Source organism: Limnobaculum allomyrinae, assembly GCF_016649425.1.
GTDB lineage: Bacteria > Pseudomonadota > Gammaproteobacteria > Enterobacterales > Enterobacteriaceae > Limnobaculum > Limnobaculum allomyrinae.
The window spans coordinates 460,363-479,504 of the sequence record NZ_JADRCR010000001.1 but is presented as its reverse complement, the minus strand read 5'-3'; the positions used below and the strand labels follow the sequence as shown (position 1 = coordinate 479,504).

At 42.5% G+C, this 19,142-nt stretch carries 14 protein-coding genes and 1 pseudogene; 10 read left to right on the top strand and 5 right to left on the bottom strand.

The annotated features are described in order from the left end of the window. Window positions 1-149: 149 nt before the first annotated feature. Window positions 150-584, bottom strand: a complete 435-nt coding sequence (locus I2494_RS02160) for a hypothetical protein (protein WP_218465624.1) — start codon at window positions 582-584, stop codon at window positions 150-152. 224 nt (window positions 585-808) lie between these two features. After that, window positions 809-1,897: pseudogene (agp, locus tag I2494_RS02155) on the bottom strand (bifunctional glucose-1-phosphatase/inositol phosphatase); the annotation flags it as partial. A 420-nt stretch (window positions 1,898-2,317) separates the two neighbouring features. On the opposite strand from agp, the gene I2494_RS02150 reads away from it, so the two are divergent. From I2494_RS02150 to I2494_RS02120, 7 genes are all read left to right on the top strand, one after another. Then, the gene (locus I2494_RS02150; protein ID WP_218465625.1) at window positions 2,318-3,289 is read left to right on the top strand and encodes a P1 family peptidase; all 972 of its coding nucleotides are present in this window, start codon (window positions 2,318-2,320) and stop codon (window positions 3,287-3,289) included. Between the two features lie 24 nt (window positions 3,290-3,313). Then, window positions 3,314-4,156: a class I SAM-dependent DNA methyltransferase gene (locus I2494_RS02145; protein WP_218465626.1), complete on the top strand. Its 843-nt coding sequence runs from the start codon at window positions 3,314-3,316 to the stop codon at window positions 4,154-4,156. A 702-nt stretch (window positions 4,157-4,858) separates the two neighbouring features. After that, window positions 4,859-7,747: an autotransporter outer membrane beta-barrel domain-containing protein gene (locus I2494_RS02140; protein WP_407657837.1), complete on the top strand. Its 2,889-nt coding sequence runs from the start codon at window positions 4,859-4,861 to the stop codon at window positions 7,745-7,747. Window positions 7,748-8,025: 278 nt separating this feature from the next. Then, the gene (locus I2494_RS02135; protein WP_218465627.1) at window positions 8,026-8,799 is read left to right on the top strand and encodes an IclR family transcriptional regulator; all 774 of its coding nucleotides are present in this window, start codon (window positions 8,026-8,028) and stop codon (window positions 8,797-8,799) included. A 15-nt stretch (window positions 8,800-8,814) separates the two neighbouring features. Continuing rightward, window positions 8,815-9,717, top strand: coding sequence for a dihydrodipicolinate synthase family protein (locus tag I2494_RS02130; protein ID WP_218465628.1), 903 nt, complete (start codon window positions 8,815-8,817; stop codon window positions 9,715-9,717). Between the two features lie 17 nt (window positions 9,718-9,734). Beyond that, window positions 9,735-10,940, top strand: coding sequence for an L-rhamnonate dehydratase (gene rhmD / locus I2494_RS02125; protein ID WP_218465629.1), 1,206 nt, complete (start codon window positions 9,735-9,737; stop codon window positions 10,938-10,940). An 84-nt stretch (window positions 10,941-11,024) separates the two neighbouring features. Continuing rightward, the gene (locus I2494_RS02120; protein WP_218465630.1) at window positions 11,025-12,320 is read left to right on the top strand and encodes an MFS transporter; all 1,296 of its coding nucleotides are present in this window, start codon (window positions 11,025-11,027) and stop codon (window positions 12,318-12,320) included. A 55-nt stretch (window positions 12,321-12,375) separates the two neighbouring features. On the opposite strand, the gene I2494_RS02115 is transcribed toward I2494_RS02120, so the two are convergent. From I2494_RS02115 to I2494_RS02105, 3 genes are read right to left on the bottom strand one after another with little or no spacing between them, the layout of a single operon-like run. Next, window positions 12,376-14,412, bottom strand: a complete 2,037-nt coding sequence (locus I2494_RS02115) for an FUSC family protein (RefSeq protein ID WP_218465631.1) — start codon at window positions 14,410-14,412, stop codon at window positions 12,376-12,378. Window positions 14,413-14,421: 9 nt separating this feature from the next. Continuing rightward, window positions 14,422-15,279 carry an efflux RND transporter periplasmic adaptor subunit gene (locus I2494_RS02110; RefSeq protein ID WP_218465632.1) on the bottom strand — a complete coding sequence of 286 codons (858 nt, stop codon included), beginning with the start codon at window positions 15,277-15,279 and terminating at the stop codon, window positions 14,422-14,424. Between the two features lie 4 nt (window positions 15,280-15,283). Then, window positions 15,284-15,520 carry a DUF1656 domain-containing protein gene (locus tag I2494_RS02105; RefSeq protein ID WP_218465633.1) on the bottom strand — a complete coding sequence of 79 codons (237 nt, stop codon included), beginning with the start codon at window positions 15,518-15,520 and terminating at the stop codon, window positions 15,284-15,286. Window positions 15,521-16,670: 1,150 nt separating this feature from the next. On the opposite strand from I2494_RS02105, the gene I2494_RS02100 reads away from it, so the two are divergent. The 3 genes from I2494_RS02100 to I2494_RS02090 all read left to right on the top strand — a co-directional run bounded on the left by I2494_RS02100 (window position 16,671) and on the right by I2494_RS02090 (window position 18,695). Further along, window positions 16,671-16,964 carry an IS1/IS1595 family N-terminal zinc-binding domain-containing protein gene (locus tag I2494_RS02100; protein ID WP_218465634.1) on the top strand — a complete coding sequence of 98 codons (294 nt, stop codon included), beginning with the start codon at window positions 16,671-16,673 and terminating at the stop codon, window positions 16,962-16,964. 410 nt (window positions 16,965-17,374) lie between these two features. Next, window positions 17,375-18,454, top strand: coding sequence for a YedE family putative selenium transporter (gene yedE / locus I2494_RS02095; RefSeq protein ID WP_218465635.1), 1,080 nt, complete (start codon window positions 17,375-17,377; stop codon window positions 18,452-18,454). Next, on the top strand, window positions 18,444-18,695 hold the full coding sequence (locus tag I2494_RS02090; protein WP_218465636.1) for a DUF3343 domain-containing protein: 252 nt from the start codon (window positions 18,444-18,446) through the stop codon (window positions 18,693-18,695). Before yedE ends, I2494_RS02090 begins: the two co-directional genes overlap by 11 nt. Window positions 18,696-19,142 lie beyond the last annotated feature (447 nt).

Sequence of the window (19,142 nt, the reverse complement as noted above, 5' to 3'; positions counted from 1 at the left end):
TCGTGACTCATGATATTTTCCCATGATGTGTGAGTACATTAATCAGTTAAGACCGGGTTTAGCAGTTATGCAAGTTAAGAGAGAAAATCAGCTAACAGAAAGCATAAAGGGAGAGTTTTGGCGACATCTCCCGATTTTGCATTCAGGCGTTATGAATAAAAAGCAATGCGTACCAGTTTATAAATACCATCTACGGGTTCAATCACCAGATTGTAGCCGTTGTCGCTATTCTCATGCTCAATGATATAACCTTCGGGGCTAACGGCATCGAGAACCTGAGTTTGATCCGCATCTCCCTGACGATATTGGTTGGTTTTAATCAACTTCACCATTTCTGCATCAAATAGTTCATTATATTGAGACAGAAATTCCTCCTCATTCTGAAAAATCATTGGAGAGTGTTCATAATCGCTAAATGGGAAGTTCATCATTTTAGCGACGGCTTCTTTATCCTGGCTGCTTACGGCAAGCTGTAAATCATGCCAGAAAATAGTGAAATCTGAGTGTTTATCAAACTGGTAGTAGCTCTCTGTAGCAGACGCTTCCTGAGCATTAATAGCAGGAGAGAAAGAAATACCAAGCATAACAACCAAAGCGCCTATCATATTTTTCAGCATAGTGAATTACTGTCAGTAAGATGTTATGAGATGAGTATAAATTATATTTGGTAAGTGGTTTATTAGCTGACCAGTAAATAATTTAGTGGCTATCACAAAATATAAAAAAATATCTGAGCAGATTAAAATGTTGTTTGCTGAATAGCAATCACCTCGTGAATCACGAAGTGATTGCCGGATAAAAATGAGGGTTATTCGGTCTTAGGTGTCGATTCCTGCAATGCATTGAGTGCTTTGGAGAAATTTTCAAAAGAGCAGAAACCATTATTATCGACAGGGCAATCACTCATCTCCAGTACGACTCGCTTAGGAGGGTGATTTAGGGTGAGTTTATCGCCACGGCGAATTTGTTCTTTAGTTTGATAAATATATTCAATCTTGATTAAATTTTTATCAGTAGCTTTATCTTTCCAGCGTTCAAAAACAATTTTTCCGCCAATGGGTGTTTTCTCGAACTGACCAGGTAATTGGTATGGCTTAATCTTTAATACCGAAAGTAAAGAAACAACATTCGAGTCATGGCCAACTAACAGGTTAAATTTTGCCGGTTGACGCATTACATCTTGGGTAAAGATGGCATTAATGTACTTAACCAGTGGGGCAGAAACATCTTTGGCTACCAGCGGTGAACCAAATAGTACTTCACCATAACGATCTTTAATCGTTGCCAGCATTTTCCATTCACTATCTGTCTGTATAGCGCCCCAGGCAATGTCCTGTGCCGGAAATCCTTCATAATATTGCAGAATAAAGGCATCTGAAATAGAAGTACCAATGCGCAGAGGGCCACTGACGCCAGGCTCTTTATCTTTAGCAATAGTAAACTCGGCCGGTTCACTGGCTAAATCACAGCGTTTGTCTGTCAGACAGACACTGCCATTTTTATAATCAGTAATTTTACTTAATAAGTCATAAGAGGGCTTTAGCTCTCGATTTAAACCCGCTAATCCATCCGCACTGGCTTCAGCATTCATGGCTGTAAGTGCCGATTGTTTAAATTCCTCAGAACCATCGTGAATAATGGGATTAAAGTTTGGATCCATTACACCGAGGTCGGTTTGATGAAAAATTTTCACGTCGCATCCGGGAAATGCGCCCAGGGTAAAGTATTGAGCCGTGGCAAGCGTTCTTTGCAGGCTGTTGGCATAGATAAAGGTATCTTTAGCCAAAGGACAGGTATCTTTAATGAAGAGTTTTTCCTGTGTTAACCAGGAGCTGACATATTCACCAAAGTAGCTTTCAAGAATACCGCCCTTAGAAGTGAGGTGCCCACCTTTAGTCTCCCACTCTGGCTAGCTTTTCGGTGTTGATATTGCGAGAACACTACCTGAATTAGCCAAAGGTGCGCGCAGGCCATGACGACTGAATAAAACGACCTGTTCCAGTTGATATCCTTCGGGAGTAGCCGATACCACAGGTAAGCAAGGAAAAACAGTCAGTAGACTCAGACTGCATAGCAACGCTCGGTAGTTGAATTTTTTTATCATGACAATATCCATATATTGATATGAAAGGGAGCGATAGTTTACCTGTGAAAAACCAATAATGTGTTGGTTATTTATCACAAAGAAGTTGAATTTATTTCATCTGAACAGAAAATGTGTTGCAATTTGAGTGTGCAATGGCATTTCCACCTCCGAGAGGACTGAACGGCCTTTCAGTATGCTTCAATAGAGCTATCGCCAGCAGAGAAAAAATCTATGTTTAACGCCAATGGTTCCATCATTGATGTGCCCGGAATAAAAGTGGGGCATCAACAGAATATGACTTCGATGACTGGATGCAGCGTGATTATTACTGAGCATCCTTCGGTATGTGGTGTCGATGTACGAGGTTCTGCTCCCGGTACACGGGAAACTGACTTACTGAGTGCAGTTAATGCAGTGGATAAGATACATGCCTTGTTACTCTCTGGTGGTAGTGCCTATGGTCTGGATGCAGCAACAGGCATTATGAAATATCTGGAGGAGCAGCATATCGGTTTCGATGTGGGTGTCGGCGTGGTACCCATAGTACCAGCAGCAGTGATTTTCGATCTTTCACTTGGTGATGCAAAAATTCGACCCGATGCGGCAATGGGATATCTGGCGGCGCAGATTGCCAGTAAAAATAGATATCCTGATGGCAACACGGGTGCTGGCGCTGGCGCAACCGTAGGGAAGTTAGTTGACGATCGTTGGCGCATGAAAGGTGGGTTGGGAAGTGCATCAATAACCCTGTCGAATGGGCTGGTTGTTGCAGCCATGGTAGTCGTCAATGCAGTTGGTGAAGTTCGGGATCCTGATACGCAACGCGTCATTGCCGGAAGCCATGATGGTCAGGGACGAATCCAGGATATGCTGGCTTTGATGCTGCAGAATGTGACCGATCCTGGCCCAGTCGGAACCAACACAACTATTGGTGTAATTGCCTGTAATGCCAATATGAATAAAACCCAAATGACCAAAGTTGCCCAAATGGGTCATGATGGACTGGCCAGAACGATTTACCCGGTACATACCATGAGTGATGGCGATACCTTGTTTGCACTGACTACTGGTGGTATCGATGTTTCGATAAATCTGTTAGGTACGTTAGCCGCAGAGGTGGTGGCCAGGGCGGTAGTTAATGGCGTAAAGGCCGCTATAGGTGTACTTGGGGTTCCTGCATGGCGAGATTTAAATAGAGAATAAGAAAGATAAAGGAAGCAATAATTAATGAATTTATTGGATATCAACCGTCGTTCAATTCCTGCTTTACCGTGGGACTCTGGTGAAAAAATTCCCTGGAACAATCCGGAATTTAGTCAACGTATGCTGGAAAATCATCTGTCGCAACAACATGACTGGGCCAGTCGTCGTTTAGTTGTTATTCAACGGCAGGTCGAGTGGATTTCACAACAATTACCTGACAAACAGGCAAAAATACTGGATCTCGGCTGTGGCCCAGGTCTCTATACCGGGATGCTGGCCAAATTAGGCTATCACTGCGTCGGCGTTGATTTCTCACCTGCATCAATAGCTTATGCCACTGAGCAGGCCAAAAAACAGCAAATAAATGTTGAGTATGTTTTAGCTGATATTCGTGATTATCAATCAGATCAGAAATTTGATCTGATCATGCTGACTTTCGGTGAATTTAATGTATTCACTGCTTCTGATGCTGAACAGATTTTGGCAAATGCCACATGGTTATTAAATGACCATGGTATTCTGGTTGTTGAAGTTCATACTTATGATGAAGTTCGTCGGCAGGGGGAAAGCTTATCATCATGGCAAAGCCATGAGACGGGACTATTCTCCACCAGCCCACATCTGTTATTGCAGGAAAATTATTGGGATGAACAACAAGCTACGGCGACGACTCGTTATCTGATAATTGAGACTCAGCAGGGGAATGTCCTGGAATATGGTTCGACCATGCAGGCGTATACAGAATCACAGTACCTTTCTATGCTTGAACATTGTGGTTTAAAAATGACCCGTCAATTAACACCAGAGCAATGGCCTGTCGGGGAAACCTTTACCGATAAGCTGATAGTTTATGTTGGTTATAAGTAATCATTAGCGTGTGATTAAGCATAAATTTTTTAAATTTAATTCATCTATTTATGCTTACTAAATTTTTTCACTGAAGAAATAATTTATTACAATTTCATTGTATTAAAGTTTTTTGTTTTTTTATTTATAAGTTTTTAATTTGTTTAATTCCATTCATTAAAGAGTTGTTTGATTTCTATGCTCTTTATCTTTCAGAAGTAAGTCATTTCTATCTTATGATTTTATCAGAGATCTCAATCGCAACGTTTTTTCTATAAGTTATTACTCCACTATAAAATTTTGATTAAAAATCAATATATTGGTTTGGTTTTATTGTGTGAATTTCATTTGGAATTATATCAAACACAATAATTAGATCGAAATAATCGATCGAATAATTCAATGTGATAGTATTTATCTATCAATTGTTGTGTGTTTGTTTGATAATAACGATTTGTTGTTTCATAAAATTAACATTACCTTTCCATGGCAATGAATAATTCTTTAAAGCGTGTCTGTTTTATTAATCAATGTATTTTTTTAATTTATATTTGCATTTTTACGTATGATTAATTGTTTGCGGGAATGTGTTTATATTCTTCACTGTTAATGATGATGAAGGATTTATCTGATGAGCAATAGATATAAGCCCCAATAAAATGAATGAGTTAGCTTATTCATTAAAGGATGTTGTTAGTATTTAATGGAGTAGGATGGATTAGTATGGATAGGTCTTTGTATAAAAAGGAATATCAGGGAAAGTTCTCCGGTAAAATCTCAAAAAGTATCTTACAGAATCAGTTAGCCATGAGCGGCTTACTGAGCGTTAGCGTACTGTTTTTTCCTTCGATGGTACTGTCACAGGATATTGGCAGCCAATCGTCTCAAACCATAGTACTGAATGATGGTGATAACATCAGGGCCGATCTTGAGAATAATAGTACGCTCTATGGTGTATTGAATCGTTATAACACCCAGTCTTCAATTAACCTGGCAAATGGTGTCACTATTACGGCGGAAAAGCCAACGGGTCAGGCCAAAGGAATCATTGTTGATGGTACCAACTCAACGCTAACAGCGAATCGTTTAACGGTAAACAGTAAAGGTTTAACCAGTACCGGTATCGATATCGGCGGTAGTAAAAACAATGTTGATTTGGGTACTGGCAGCAAAATTACTGTTGAGGGAACCAACGACGCGCAAGCTTATGGACTTCGTGTTGGTGGAGCATCGACATTGAAAGCCAATGCATTATCTATCGAAACTAAAGGCGGTAATGGTGTCGGTGTCGGCGTGGATAATCAGGGGACATCGGTAGATCTCGGCAAAGGAAGCTCTATTACTACCAATGGACGAGGTAGTGTTGGTCTGTATATTTTTGGTGCCAATGGTAATGCAGCTAATGGGCCTGCCAGTTTTAAAGCGACTGAACTTACTATTAATACCCAAGGGTATAGTGCCTATGGTATCAATGCTCAGAAAAATTCTTTGATCGATTTAGGTCAGGGCAGCACGATTAACACCGCCGGAAATTATGCTACAGGTATATGGAACTGGGGCATACTTAAGGCGGATGCATTAACTATCAATGCCACAGGAGCTGATAGTATCGGTATTGAAACCCGTGAGGGCGGTACCGTTACCGTTGGTGCTAATAGCCACATTTCATCAGAGTTAGCTGGTGGGATTGTTGCTTCCGGCAATGGCGCTATTATCGACTTCACCGGCGGTGAATTAGCCCGCAATACCATTTTCTCCGGTGGTTCTTATGGTGCTTCAGCGCAAGGTTCAGGTTCAGCGATTCATTTATATAATACGGATGTCACTATTGACCGCCGCGGTGCATTAGGACTGGGTCTTTGGACATTGGGCGGTGGTGTTATAACCGCCGATAATCTGACGATTAATGGTGCTGCAGCAACGCGCGGTGTTTATGCCATGACCAATAGCCAGATTGATCTGACAGGAAATACCACAATAACAATGGCGAATCCGTTGGATATGGCGATAGCGACTCAACACAATGATGGCTATGCGGCCAGTCGGATTAATGCGTCCGGAAAAATGATCATTGATGGCGGTATTCTTTCCCGCGGAGGGCTGATTAATATTGATATGGCTTCCGGCTCCCGCTGGACGGGTCAGGCTTACAGTGATGGCGTTAATGGTGGTGCATTAAATATCGCCATGACGGATAGTCGCTGGAATATGATTGCTGATTCTAATTTGGATAACTTAACGCTGAACAACAGTACCGTTGATTTTGCAGAGGATAAAACGGGTTCTTTACTGACGGTTAATCAGTTAAGTGGCAACGGCAACTTCATTATGCGAACGGATATCGTCGGTGATGGCGATGGTGTCAATAATAGTGGTGATAAACTGGTGGTAACCGGCAGCAGCAGTGGCGATCACACGCTGACTATTCTCAATCGAGGTAGCCTGGCAACTACCGGTAATGAAGTGTTGACCGTAGTGGAAACCGCGGATGGTCAAGCGACCTTTACCAATTCAACACAGGTAGAACTGGGTGGTTATCTGTATGACGTGCGTAAAGCGGGGAATAACTGGGAACTGTATTCTTCAGGTGTTTATGTTCCCCCTCCGACGCCGGATCCTGATCCTAATCCAGACCCGGAGCCAGAGCCGAATCCGGGGCCGAATCCAGGCCCTAATCCGGATCCTAATCCCGAACCTGAAATTACTACAACGGCTGACGCAGGCGCCAATTTCCTGAATGTCGGTTATTTAGTGAACTATGCAGAAATACAGACTTTGCTACAGCGTATGGGCGATCTACGGCAAAATAACGAACATGGCGACATGTGGCTAAGAGGCTATGCCGGTAAGTTTGACTCGTTTTCTGGTGCCAAACTGAGCCGTTTTGATATGGATTACAGTGGCGTGCAACTTGGGGTAGATAAGCGAATTTCTCCGGAGTTACCGTTATTTATTGGTACTTTTATGGGGCAAACGCGAGGCAGTCCAAACTATACCAGCGGTGATGGTACAGTCGAGTCGAGCCATATGGGGCTCTATGCCAGTTACATGGCGCCATCAGGGCTATATTTTGATGGCGTGGCAAAATATTCTCGTCTGAAGAATCAGTTTGATGTACTTGATAGCCAGAATAACCATGTTAACGGTAGCGGTAGTTCTGATGGCGTGAGTTTTTCACTGGAGTCTGGTCAGAAATTTAGTTTGAATCAGCCGGGGAATGGTTGGTATATCGAACCTCAGATGCAGTTTACTTATAGCCATCAGGATGCCGCCAGAATTAAGGCGGCTAACGGATTGATTGTTGATTTGGGCAGCTATGAATCAATGATCGGGCGTGCCGGAGCCGTAGTGGGTTATGAAATATTAAGTGGTAATAATGCGCTTAATGTTTATGTTAAAACTGGCTATTTACGCGAATTCTCCGGGGATGCAAACTATCGTTTGAACGGCTCTCTGGAAGAACATACCTTCAAAGGCAACTGGTGGAATAATGGTGTTGGTATCAGCGCCCGGATAAATAAGCAACATACCCTTTATCTGGATCTGGATAGCGCCAGTGGTAATAAATTCAACCAACGTCAGATTAATGGTGGTTATCGCTTTAGCTTCTGATCATTATTCATTTTGCATAACAGGCAGCGATTTATTCGCTGCTTTTTTTTGCCGCCAGTAAGCCGGAAACTCCTTTTTTAACCATTCTTTCTGTTTTCCAACCCATTGTATTTTATTCATTATTGGTCGAATTTTTCCATCATATTGGAATATTTAATGCAAGAAAGTTGGATAAATAATATGCCGTGAGATGAGTATCACAAATTAACAACGTGGTTATTGTTTGCCCGGTTAGACGTGATAAATATGAAGTCTAATATAAAAGAATGAGTTCCAATATGATGGAAATTGATAAAAAATCAAAAGTGCCAGCATTAACCAGAGCCATCGATATTCTCAACTTCGTTGCTGAGAATGGACATTGTTCGGTGACGGATATTGCCTCAAATCTCTCTCTGCCGAAAAGTTCGCTTTATTTAATGATTGATGAACTGAGAAACCTTCGGTTGTTGGCTCAAAGTGAAGATGGTTCTCTGCGTTTAGGATTAAAGTTGATGGAGCTGGGTAGCCGCTCTGTAGAACAACTGGACTTGCGTCGTATCGCCAAAGACTATCTTACTCAGCTAATGCTGGAGACCGGATTAGTTTGTCACTTAGGTATTCTGGATGATAACGATCCTATTTACCTGCTAAAAATAGACTCCAAAAGCACCATTCAGGTGCGCTCATGGGAAGGGAAGCGCCTTTCATTATATAGCTCAGCGTTGGGTAAATGCCTGTTAGCCTGGACAAATGTCGAACGGCAAAAAGCATTGATCTCTGCCATTGAATTTAAAGTCGTCACGCCTTACACCTTAACCTCCGAAGAAGCATTGATGAATGAATTAGCGTTAATTCGGCAGCGTGGCTGGAGCTTCGATAATCAGGAAGATCTACTGAATATTCAGTGTATTTCCGCCCCAATATTTGATTCATCCAACAAAATGATTGCCGCAATTTCGGCGGTAGGAACCACCTTGCAAGTTAATGAAAACAATTTGCAGATGTTAGCGGAAAGAGTAATGCATGCAGCAGAACTGATTTCCAAAGAGCTGGGACATAGTCACAAGTAAGGAGCAAAAATAGTCATGATTCGACCTTCTGGTATATATAGCGCAATGCTGACCCCATGGAAAAATGGGGTGCCTGATTTAGCTGAACTCAGAAAGATTGTTGATTTTCAAATCGATGCGGGATTGACCGGGTTATTTCCTGTAAGTTCGGTTGGAGAATCGGGTCTGATGTCGTTCGAACAGAAGTGTGCGCTGATGGAAACGGTTATTGACCAGGCTGCCGGGCGAGTACCTGTATGGTGTGGTATACCGGCCAGTACTGCGCAAGAAAGCATTGCACTGGGGAAATTTGCCAAAGAGAAGGGCGCGGCGGGTTTAGTTTTGATGCCACCGGTCTTTTATCGCCATTCATCTGAAGTGATTGTCGCCACTATGAAACAGATTATCGAAAGCACAACGCTACCGGTATGTCTGTATAACATTCCATTCTTTGCCGATGCTATCACACCAACAATGGTTGCTGAGCTGGCGCAATTACCAAATGTGGTCGGTATCAAAGACTCGGGGGGTAACGCCGTTGAGTTTATGCAGATGCTCTCACTCTGTGGTGAGGTTAATCCACAGTTTAACGTGCTGACCGGGCGTGAAGAGTTTCTTTATCCATCGCTGAAAGCGGGTGGTAAAGGCTGTATGACGGCGACAGCGGGTGTATTACCTGAAGTCATGGTGAAAATCTATCGCCTGACGATGGAAGGAAAAGATCAACAGGCTCATCAATTACAAATGGCGGCACTGCCAGTGATGATGATGCTGTCTTCATTACCATTCCCACTGGGTTATAAACTGGGAATGGAAATAAGAGGGTTCAACATGGGGGAAACACCATTCCCACAAGTTGATTCAGTAAAAGAAAAGGCTAACTCAATAAAAAATAAACTAGAGAAAGCCCTGCAACAACTTCTAAATATTGCCAACTAGCGAAACAGAGGATAACCATGAACTTACCTAAAATCAAACAGGTTAGAGCCTATTTTATGGGTGGAGCGACCGCAGAGAAGGGGTCTGGCGGTGCGGATTATCATGATCAAGGCGACAAGCACTGGATTGACGATCATATTGCTACACCAATGAGTAAATATAAGCAGTATGAGCAATCCCGTCAGTCATTCGGGATTAACGTGCTGGGCACACTGATCGTTGAAGTAGAAGCTGAAAACGGTGTGAAGGGATTTGCCGTTTCAACCGGCGGTGAAATGGGATGTTTTATTGTAGAAAAGCATCTGAATCGCTTTATTGAAGGCAAATGCGTGTCGGATATTAAGCTGATTAACGACCAAATGATGAACGCCACCATGTATTATTCTGGCTCTGGCGGTCTGGTCATGAATACCATCTCCTGTGTCGATCTGGCGTTATGGGATCTGTTCGGAAAAGTGGTTGATCTGCCGGTGTATAAACTGTTAGGCGGCGCAGTGCGTGATGAGATTCAGTTTTACGCGACGGGAGCTCGTCCCGATCTGGCAAAAGGTCTGGGTTTCATTGGTGGAAAAATGCCGACCCACTGGGGGCCACATGATGGTGATGCCGGTATTCGCAAAGATGCGGCTATGGTCGCCGATATGCGTGAGAAGTGCGGCCCTGATTTCTGGCTAATGCTGGACTGCTGGATGAGTCAGGACGTGAACTATGCGACTAAGCTGGCTCATGCCTGTGCACCATACAATCTGAAGTGGATTGAAGAATGTCTACCTCCACAGCAATATGAGGGATATGCTGAGCTAAAACGCAACGCGCCTCCGGGAATGTTGGTTACCTCTGGTGAACACCACGGTACATTACAGTCGTTCCGTACTCTGTCTGAAACCGGCATTGATATTATGCAGCCAGACGTTGGCTGGTGTGGTGGCTTAACGACGCTACTGGAAATTGCTGCTATCGCCAAATCGCGTGGTCAATTGGTGGTTCCACATGGTTCTTCCGTTTATTCACATCATGCGGTAATCACATTTACCAATACGCCGTTCAGTGAGTTCCTGATGACCAGTCCGGATTGCTCAACGATGCGCCCACAGTTCGATCCTATTCTGCTTAACGAGCCGGTACCGGTTAATGGGCGGATGCATAAATCAGTTCTGGATAAACCAGGTTTCGGTGTTGAGCTAAATCCGGCGTGTAAATTAACTCGTCCTTACACACACTGATATTTGATTAGCCGTTAATTAAATAATAAGCCTGCCGATTAGACGGCAGGCAATATCAAACTCTATATCATTAAGGATCTAGTCATGACTACGGTTCTCAACACGGCTGTAACTAAAACAAGGTGGCGTCTGGTTCCCTTTATGCTGACGCTGTATATTTTGGCCTTTCTGGATCGCGCCAATATCGGTTTTGCCAAGCAGTCCTATCAGTTAGATACCGGTTTAAGTAACGAAGCTTACGCCCTGGGTGCCGGTATTTTCTTTATTGCGTATGCCTGTCTGGGGGCACCAGCCAGTTTGTTAATGAAAAAATTTGGTGCCAGAAAATGGATCGGTGTTACGACGTTATGCTGGGGGGTTTTATCCTCTGCAATGGCTTTTTGTGATACTGAATGGAAATTCCTGACGGTTCGTACGTTATTAGGGGCTGCTGAAGCGGGCTTCTTCCCGGGAATGATTTATCTGACCTCACAATGGTTTCCTCAACGTACCCGAGCCAGCGTAATGGGATTGTTCTATATGGGGGCGCCACTGGCATTAACACTGGGTTCCCCGCTCTCTGGTGCACTATTGGAAATGCACGGTTTTGCCGGACATCCGGGTTGGTTTTGGATGTTTATGATTGAAGGGGCTCTGGCCGTTATGGCGGGCTTCTGGACATTCTGGTATTTGGATGACAATCTGGAAAAAGCGCGCTTTTTAACAGCCGAAGAGAAAAAAGCGTTAATTGATCAGATATCCAGCGAAGAGTCGAAGAAACAAACTTCAAGACTGATGGATGCGGTTAAGAATGTTCAGGTGTGGCATTTGGCAATTATCTATATGCTGATTCAGATAAGTGTATATGGCCTAATTTTCTTCCTGCCAACTCAGGTAGCGGCACTGATGGGGACCACCGTAGGCTTTAAGGCTTCAATGGTGGCTGCTATTCCGTGGATTGCGGCGATGTTTGGTACTTACTACATTCCTCGTTATTCAGACAGAACCGGAAACCGTCGTAATCTGGCCGCGCTTACACTGGCTGTTGCCGGTATCGGTATCGGAGTGTCTGCATTTGCCTCACCGGTAGTAGCTATTATTGCACTATGTTTTGCTGCTGCTGGTTTTATTGCCGTACAGCCGGTGTATTGGACAATGCCAACCAGCATGCTATCTGGCGTGGCGCTGGCCGCCGGGATTGGTTTCGTCAATATGTTTGGTGCGATCGGTGGCTTTCTGGCACCGCTAATTCGAGTGAAAGCTGAAACGGTAATGAATAATTCAATGGCTGGATTGTTGACATTAGCGGTACTGACTCTTGTAGGGGCTATGGTGATTATGGCGCTGAAAAAAGATAAGGTTGCAGAAAACACAACCGGGGCTGTTGCTGAGGCTAAGTAATATCTTTCTGTTAACGTAAAAATAAGCCCCGATAATCGGGGCTTATTTTTTACTATCAGGCTGGTTTTGTTTGTTCCGTCAGGGTACCCGGCATACCAGTGGTGGCTTGTTGTAACTGGGAGAGGGAACAGTAGAGACGCCAAATCAATCCGGCTAGCTCTTTGGCGGAGGCATCATGATGGCGGGAAAGAACGGCGCTCATTTTTTGTAGCTCTTCCAGAGCCACCTCCAACGAGCGTTGTTGAAAGCCTTTTTCTGTCATGATGCCTTTTAAACAGCGAATACAGACTTCCCGAACTACCACCAATGGATCTGAACGGGTTTCCCACTCACGCAGTTGCCATACAACATGGCTACAGTTAAGCAGAACAACGCCCCAACGTAATACCCAAATGCGAACCTGTTCATCTTTACTCTGGGTTAGCTGGCTGATGCGGTGATAGACCATAGACTCGAAATAGCTTTCGGTTTGAGAAGGTTTCTGGCTCAACTGCCCCATAAAGTTACGGCGCAATGCCCGAATAATCCTGCGGCTTTTCACTTTATCAGAGCTGGGTCTCAATATTTGAAAGGCGGCTCCGGCAAGAATAACGCCCGCCAGTTTGCCAAAGTCATCATTAATGTAACTGCTAAAGTCGTAATCAGGAGGATTAGTAATGGTTAAGAATGAACCCATAAAAACGATTAGCTGCCCCCAAAGAGAAGCATAACGAGGATGCTGCAACTTTAGCATCTGCATAGTGAGTAATACCGGAAGTAAAAAGGCGCAGAATACCCAAAAATCATCGATTTGAATCATCAGACCAAACTTAACCATATAACAGGCAATAGAAAGCAGAACGATGGCTTTAATTAATGTCATGACACTATTGATAGGGGAAGGTGTGGCAGAATAGAGAACACAACTGATAGCCGTCAATGTTAATGCAGAAGCACCCGCATCCCATTGGGTATTTATCCAATAGGCACAGCCGATCACAATACATAAAAAAGTTCTTAATGCGTTATAGGCGGCTTCAGTAGAATCGGTGTGTTGAGCGATACTTTTGAATTTCGGTGGTTGCAGGTCACTGTCAGCCGCAGAGGCCTCCAGGCGAAGCAACCAATGGCTGGACTCCAGATAGAGCCAGCAAAAGTGACGCAACCGCAGCCAAACCGTACGATGACGGAAGTCACTTTCATCCGTTGGGTATATTTCTTGTAATAGCTTAGCCAGTCGATACTTATTGGTATCGGGTTTGCCAAGCTCGGTCAGTAAACGATGTAAAACGTCAGGCAAATTTTCAGGTCGATCCGGCCAGTTGATCATCAAACGGCGAATGCCGGAAATTACGCTGGTAAGACGTAATTGCTGGTGCAGCATATAGTTAAGAATATTATTACGCCTACGCAGGCGATAATGGCTCCAGACAGCCTGAATCCTCAATACGTTCATGGTCAATATTTGGTTGATGATACCTTCATGAGAGGTGCGTACTTGTGGTGTAATTTCCGCATGCCACAAGCTTTCAGCATGTTCTAACAGACGGTTATGCATTCTTTTTAGCGAGTCAAGCAGAGTGGAACCATCGGAGGTACTGGGCAAAATCATCATCATGATGGCACCACAAACAATACCAGTGACTACTTCACATACTCGTGCCTGAGTGGTATTAAAAACTTGTAACGAGTCAGTACTGTCCGTCAAAGAGAAGGTAATAATGGCAGCGGTATAGCCCGCCAGAGCAAATGCATACGAGACATTGTTTTGGTAGTGGTTCGATATATAAGTACACAACGATAGCCAGCCAGCAATGGCAAAAGTAAACAACCAGGGGTCGTTCAGACAGCTGCCCGCAATTAACATTGAGGCCAGAGCACCCAACAAGCTCCCCAAAATACGACCTATGCTTTTACTGATAACACCACCAATGGTAGGAAAGCTGACGACTGCCGCAGAGGTCATGGCCCAATAAGGTGCATCTAAATCCAGCAAAAAGGCAACGCCAAGGGCCAGGCACATTGCAATAGCATTGCGCAAAGCATAGCGCCACTGTGCTTGAGTCGCTTTTCCCCAAGGGGTATTTTTCCATTCAAGCCAGGAAATATTCACACTATGCACCTATTGATGAATAGAAACGGAGCAAGTGGTTCCGGCAATTAGCAAAACATTTTCAGGTACAGTGGTGAGCTTTATTCTTACGGGGACTCGTTGAGCAAGGCGAACCCAGGGAACGTTAGGCTTAACATTCATCAACATATCCACATCACCATCGACACTTTGATCGGAAATAGCCCGACCAATACTCTCAACTTTGCCACTTAAAGGAATATTACCGTTATACAGTGTAATGCTGGCGGCATAACCGGGTTTAATATGGCTTAGTTTAGTCTCTTCAAAATACCCCATAACATAGAAAGAGTGGATGTCGACCAGAGCAACCAAAGGTGTACCTGATGTCGCATAACTTCCCGCACGAATTTGTAAGTTGGTCAGATAGCCATCTGTTGGGGCATAGATATTGGTATGGGAGAGGTTCCATTTTGCCTGATTCAGACTGGCCTGTGCGGCTTTATAGTTTGCCTGCATGGCCTGAACGTTGAGATTAGCATCGTCCAGCTCTTCTTTAGAAATGACACCGCCGCTTAATCGACCACGTCGTTCTGCCTCATGATTGGCTTTGCCCAAATCGGATAGTGCTTTTGCCAACGCCCCTTCAGCTTTATCTACTTCAATTTGATAGGCACTGGCATCAATGATAAACAGCAAGTCACCTTTTTTGACCATCTGATTATCAGCAGCATTAACCAGCGTTAGCTTGCCGGAAACTTCAGGGGTAATGTTAACCAGTTCAGCCCTGACTTTCGCATCACGAGTCCAGGGGGATTGCATATAGTAATTCCATAGCCACCAACCAGCGCTCAGGGCAATGGCAAAAATAATGACGGTAGAGAAGTATTTTATGACATTAATCTTCATATGATTACCAATGGGTTAACATCCACATAGCGCCGCTGACGGCAATAATAAATATAGAAAGATCCATCAGGGTAGGATGCCAAATATCGCCAGAGTAAAGCCAGTCGCGAATGGCACGATGAACTAATAACCAGATGATGAAACCAAGAAAAAGCGCTTTAAATATCGGAGGAAAGTAGAGAGAGGCGCCGAACACCAGATCGGATAATGCACTGTTCTTATCTATTAAACCAATATCCACGTTAATGATACCTGTCTGATGTGATGTAAGTTAATTTTGTCAGATATTCTGACTAAGACACAGCGGTATAACCTACATTTACTGAAAAGCTTTCGACTAATACCAGCATAGCACTATCAATTTATAGGATCATTATACTTATCAGACGTGATGTAAGAACAAGCGCTTTACTTACTATTTTTTTATCAAAAAAATAAACCATAATTGCACTTTATTACGTGATACTTATAATAGAATGCGTAGTATGGCAGTAAGAGTTCACCTAAATTTAACTCTGGTTAACTGATGGTAATTAATTATTTTTAGTATAATGCCAATGATAAGATTAGTGTTTAATACTATTAGTCTGTTATTATTATATTTCTATAATTACCCTATGTAGTGCTGATAAAATAGCATTTTAAGAATTATTATAAGCAATAAAATATGAATATACAGGTGCTACTCCGGTAGTCGAAATTACAACAACTTAAATCAAACTTAATCAATAAAAACAATGCAGTAAGTCAATGTTGAGAATATTACAACGATAAAAAAATCATTATCAATAGTTAATAGCTATCAAAATGGTTGTTATGTTAGGAATTAACGATTTGTAATCAAGTGGTTTTAGATATTACTCTCAAGGCCAATGAAGGTGTTTGTTTATTCGCATTATGGTTTTGAATTTTGCTCAATAATTATATTAACCCCCTCATTGAAACGAATGGTTGAAGAAAATTAATATTATTTAATTATTTAGTTTCTACTGATTTGCGATTATCTTTTAAGACTTAATGTCAAGGTTGAAAATAGCGGTGAAGTAGATCATGTTTTTAGCAAATGATGAGCTTGATATTTTGAGATTTGAATTTCAAATATAGAGAGTATCTCTTGAGCTTTTAGAGATTTGAATAGCTATCGGGATTGTTACTCAATGATCCCGGTTTCCTGCTAGGGGTAACCTGTAGCAGGAAAAACAGAATTCACAGTGTGAATAATGAAGTAAACATAATAAAAAGGCTGAATGTTTTTTAAACATAACGGCCAAAGAGAACGGCAACTGGAATCCAATATGGAATGGTGAAATTGTCGTATCTTTATGATGCAAAAGGACATGTGGTGGTTTGTTATATGCTCTTTTTATCAGAAGTATATGAGGAGAAGTAAGATGAAGGAAAATCTGCCTGTTTGTCACCACTGCAGTAAGATAGACAGCGTCCGTAAGCATGGATTAGCGCGCTCCGGAGTGCAGCGCTACTATTGCACATCCTGTAAAAGAACGTTTCAGGTTCGTTATATATATCTGGGAAATGAAACAAATATTCTGCGTCAGGTTAAGGCTTTACTGGATGAAGGAAAGAGCCGGGTAGATATTAGTCATATATTGGGGGTTAGTCAGGGAATTATCGACCGCCATATATACTTGATTACACTGGAAGAAGAAGAAAAGATCGGAGCATAAGCGAATAGGCGAAAGTTTGGCTGCCTGCTTAATACAATGGTGGATTATGCGGTTTTGTATATTGTTAAAAGATATCAGGATCGTCATTTATACCATGTGTCGGATCTTAGTTTAGCCTGAGGGCGAATACCTGACGGGAAGAGGAGGGCAGAAACTCTTCCCGTTTATTATTTCTACAATCTGCTATCTATCCTATCTATTCTGTTTCATTCCACGCTTACCAACTTATCTTATCTGGTAAATGCTTATAATGGTTATTTTTACCATTATAAAGTGTGTTTTCCCTTTGATATTGAAAAGAATAACGTGACTTAAGTACAAGAAGTCCTGTGCAATGCAGTATAAAATACCCTTCAACTTAATAGGTCTATTAGTAGGGATTTATCCCGCCATCAAAGGAAACAACAAAAATGTCTAGATCATGGATATTAATTATCTCAGGTATTGTTATTGGGGCTATTGCGTTAGCGTTGGCTATGGCAGGGAATCCGCCCAATATGGGGGTTTGTGTCGCTTGCTTTATTCGAGATAGTGCCGGTAGTTTAAATCTTCACTCAACAGCAACAGTACAGTATCTGCGTCCGGAAATATTTGGTTTTGTTATTGGTGCTTTTGCGGCGGCATTAATATTTAAAGAATTCAAGGCAAAGGCCGGTTCGGCACCGATTATCCGTTTCACTCTTGGTTTCCTGATGATGACAGGATGTCTGGTTTTTTTAGGCTGCCCATTACGCATGGTTTTACGCATTGGTGCAGGAGATTTAAATGCGGTAATAGGGTTGGTAGGGCTGGTTGTTGGCATTGGTATTGGCAGCCTGTTCCTGAAAAAAGGGTTCTCACTGCCGCGTAATTATAGTCAATCTTCCATTGAAGGAATTCTGTTTCCGGTTACCTGTATTGTTTTACTGATAATGTTTTTGTGGAATAGCGATATCTTTAGCGCCAGCGAGAAAGGGCCAGGCGCCAGTCATGCGCCGGTATGGTTATCCATTATTGCTGGTTTGGTGATTGGTGTGGTTGTTCAACGTACGCGTTTTTGCTTTATAGGTATGGCAAAAAATGTTTTTCTGTCGCGTAACTACAACATGGCTCTGGGTGTTTTAGCCTTAACGCTAATTGTGGCCGCGGGTAATCTTTACCTGGATAAATTTACGTTGGGTTTTGATAATCAGCCAATTGCTCATACTGACGGTGTATGGAATTTTCTTTCAATGATGTTAGTTGGGCTTTGTGGTGTATTCATTACAGGCTGTCCATTACGTCAGTTAATCAGTGCCGGGCAGGGGAGTTCTGATGCCGCGATTAGCGTGTTGGGAATGTTGATTGGTGCCGCATTTGCACATAACTTCTCTTTTGCATCAAGTCCTGCAGGACCGACAGAGAATGGAAAAATTGTGGTTATCGCAGGCATTATTCTGGTATTAGCTATTGGCGTTATCTATACCGTAATGACGCGGAAGTTTCTGGAAAACGCTACGGATGAGTCGTGAATATCTGTTTCTTTTTCATACGCCTCTGGGAGTAATCCAGCTGAAAAAGAGACTAAATGAATGGGGAATCCATTTTCTGGTTATTGATGCTCCCAGAGTGCTCTCAGCAGAGTGTGGCATGGCAATGCGTTTTGAGCTAACTGAATCACACCAATATTCGGCTCTGATAAATTCACAGGTTAAATCGATTTATCAGATAACAACCGAAGGTTATGTTGTTTTGTGGCTGGATGCTCAATAATCAAACAAATATCGATAACAAAAAAAGCGTCCATATAATGGGCGTTTTTTTTTGTGTTTTTTTACTAAAGAAACCATGATTTTGATTCTATTAACTGCTTTTATTGTTTATTGGCGTCTATTGGTCTGATTTGTTTTTTTTCACATTTTCATCCATAAAGATAGCATTATCAGACAATCTTCATCATTAAAGTTACTTATCGACTTTTCTAATTAAATTCTATCTATCAAATTAATCAGTATTAACTCGCTTACTGGAATGCAAAATATAAAATCTCTGCCATTTTTTCGTTTTTTGGATAACGTATTTCCTTAAACTAGTCTAACTTGTAACGTCTATTAAGACTAATAGCATTTGAAAACTGGCTGTTTTATCAGTGTACTGAGTAAAGAAAGGCCACTTCTCAAATAATTAATGGAACCTGGTACAGTAAAAGTGAATTTTGTT

What these genes read in the sequence shown, in the direction of transcription:
- I2494_RS02135 (WP_218465627.1), top strand. Translation starts at nt 8,026, where the DNA reads ATGATGGAAATTGATAAAAAATCAAAAGTGCCAGCATTAACCAGAGCC.
- I2494_RS02100 (WP_218465634.1), top strand. Translation starts at nt 16,671, where the DNA reads ATGAAGGAAAATCTGCCTGTTTGTCACCACTGCAGTAAGATAGACAGC.
- I2494_RS02160 (WP_218465624.1), bottom strand. Translation starts at nt 584, where the DNA reads ATGCTTGGTATTTCTTTCTCTCCTGCTATTAATGCTCAGGAAGCGTCT.
- I2494_RS02130 (WP_218465628.1), top strand. Translation starts at nt 8,815, where the DNA reads ATGATTCGACCTTCTGGTATATATAGCGCAATGCTGACCCCATGGAAA.
- I2494_RS02150 (WP_218465625.1), top strand. Translation starts at nt 2,318, where the DNA reads ATGTTTAACGCCAATGGTTCCATCATTGATGTGCCCGGAATAAAAGTG.
- I2494_RS02090 (WP_218465636.1), top strand. Translation starts at nt 18,444, where the DNA reads ATGAGTCGTGAATATCTGTTTCTTTTTCATACGCCTCTGGGAGTAATC.
- I2494_RS02145 (WP_218465626.1), top strand. Translation starts at nt 3,314, where the DNA reads ATGAATTTATTGGATATCAACCGTCGTTCAATTCCTGCTTTACCGTGG.
- I2494_RS02140 (WP_407657837.1), top strand. Translation starts at nt 4,859, where the DNA reads ATGGATAGGTCTTTGTATAAAAAGGAATATCAGGGAAAGTTCTCCGGT.
- rhmD (WP_218465629.1), top strand. Translation starts at nt 9,735, where the DNA reads ATGAACTTACCTAAAATCAAACAGGTTAGAGCCTATTTTATGGGTGGA.
- I2494_RS02120 (WP_218465630.1), top strand. Translation starts at nt 11,025, where the DNA reads ATGACTACGGTTCTCAACACGGCTGTAACTAAAACAAGGTGGCGTCTG.
- I2494_RS02110 (WP_218465632.1), bottom strand. Translation starts at nt 15,279, where the DNA reads ATGAAGATTAATGTCATAAAATACTTCTCTACCGTCATTATTTTTGCC.
- yedE (WP_218465635.1), top strand. Translation starts at nt 17,375, where the DNA reads ATGTCTAGATCATGGATATTAATTATCTCAGGTATTGTTATTGGGGCT.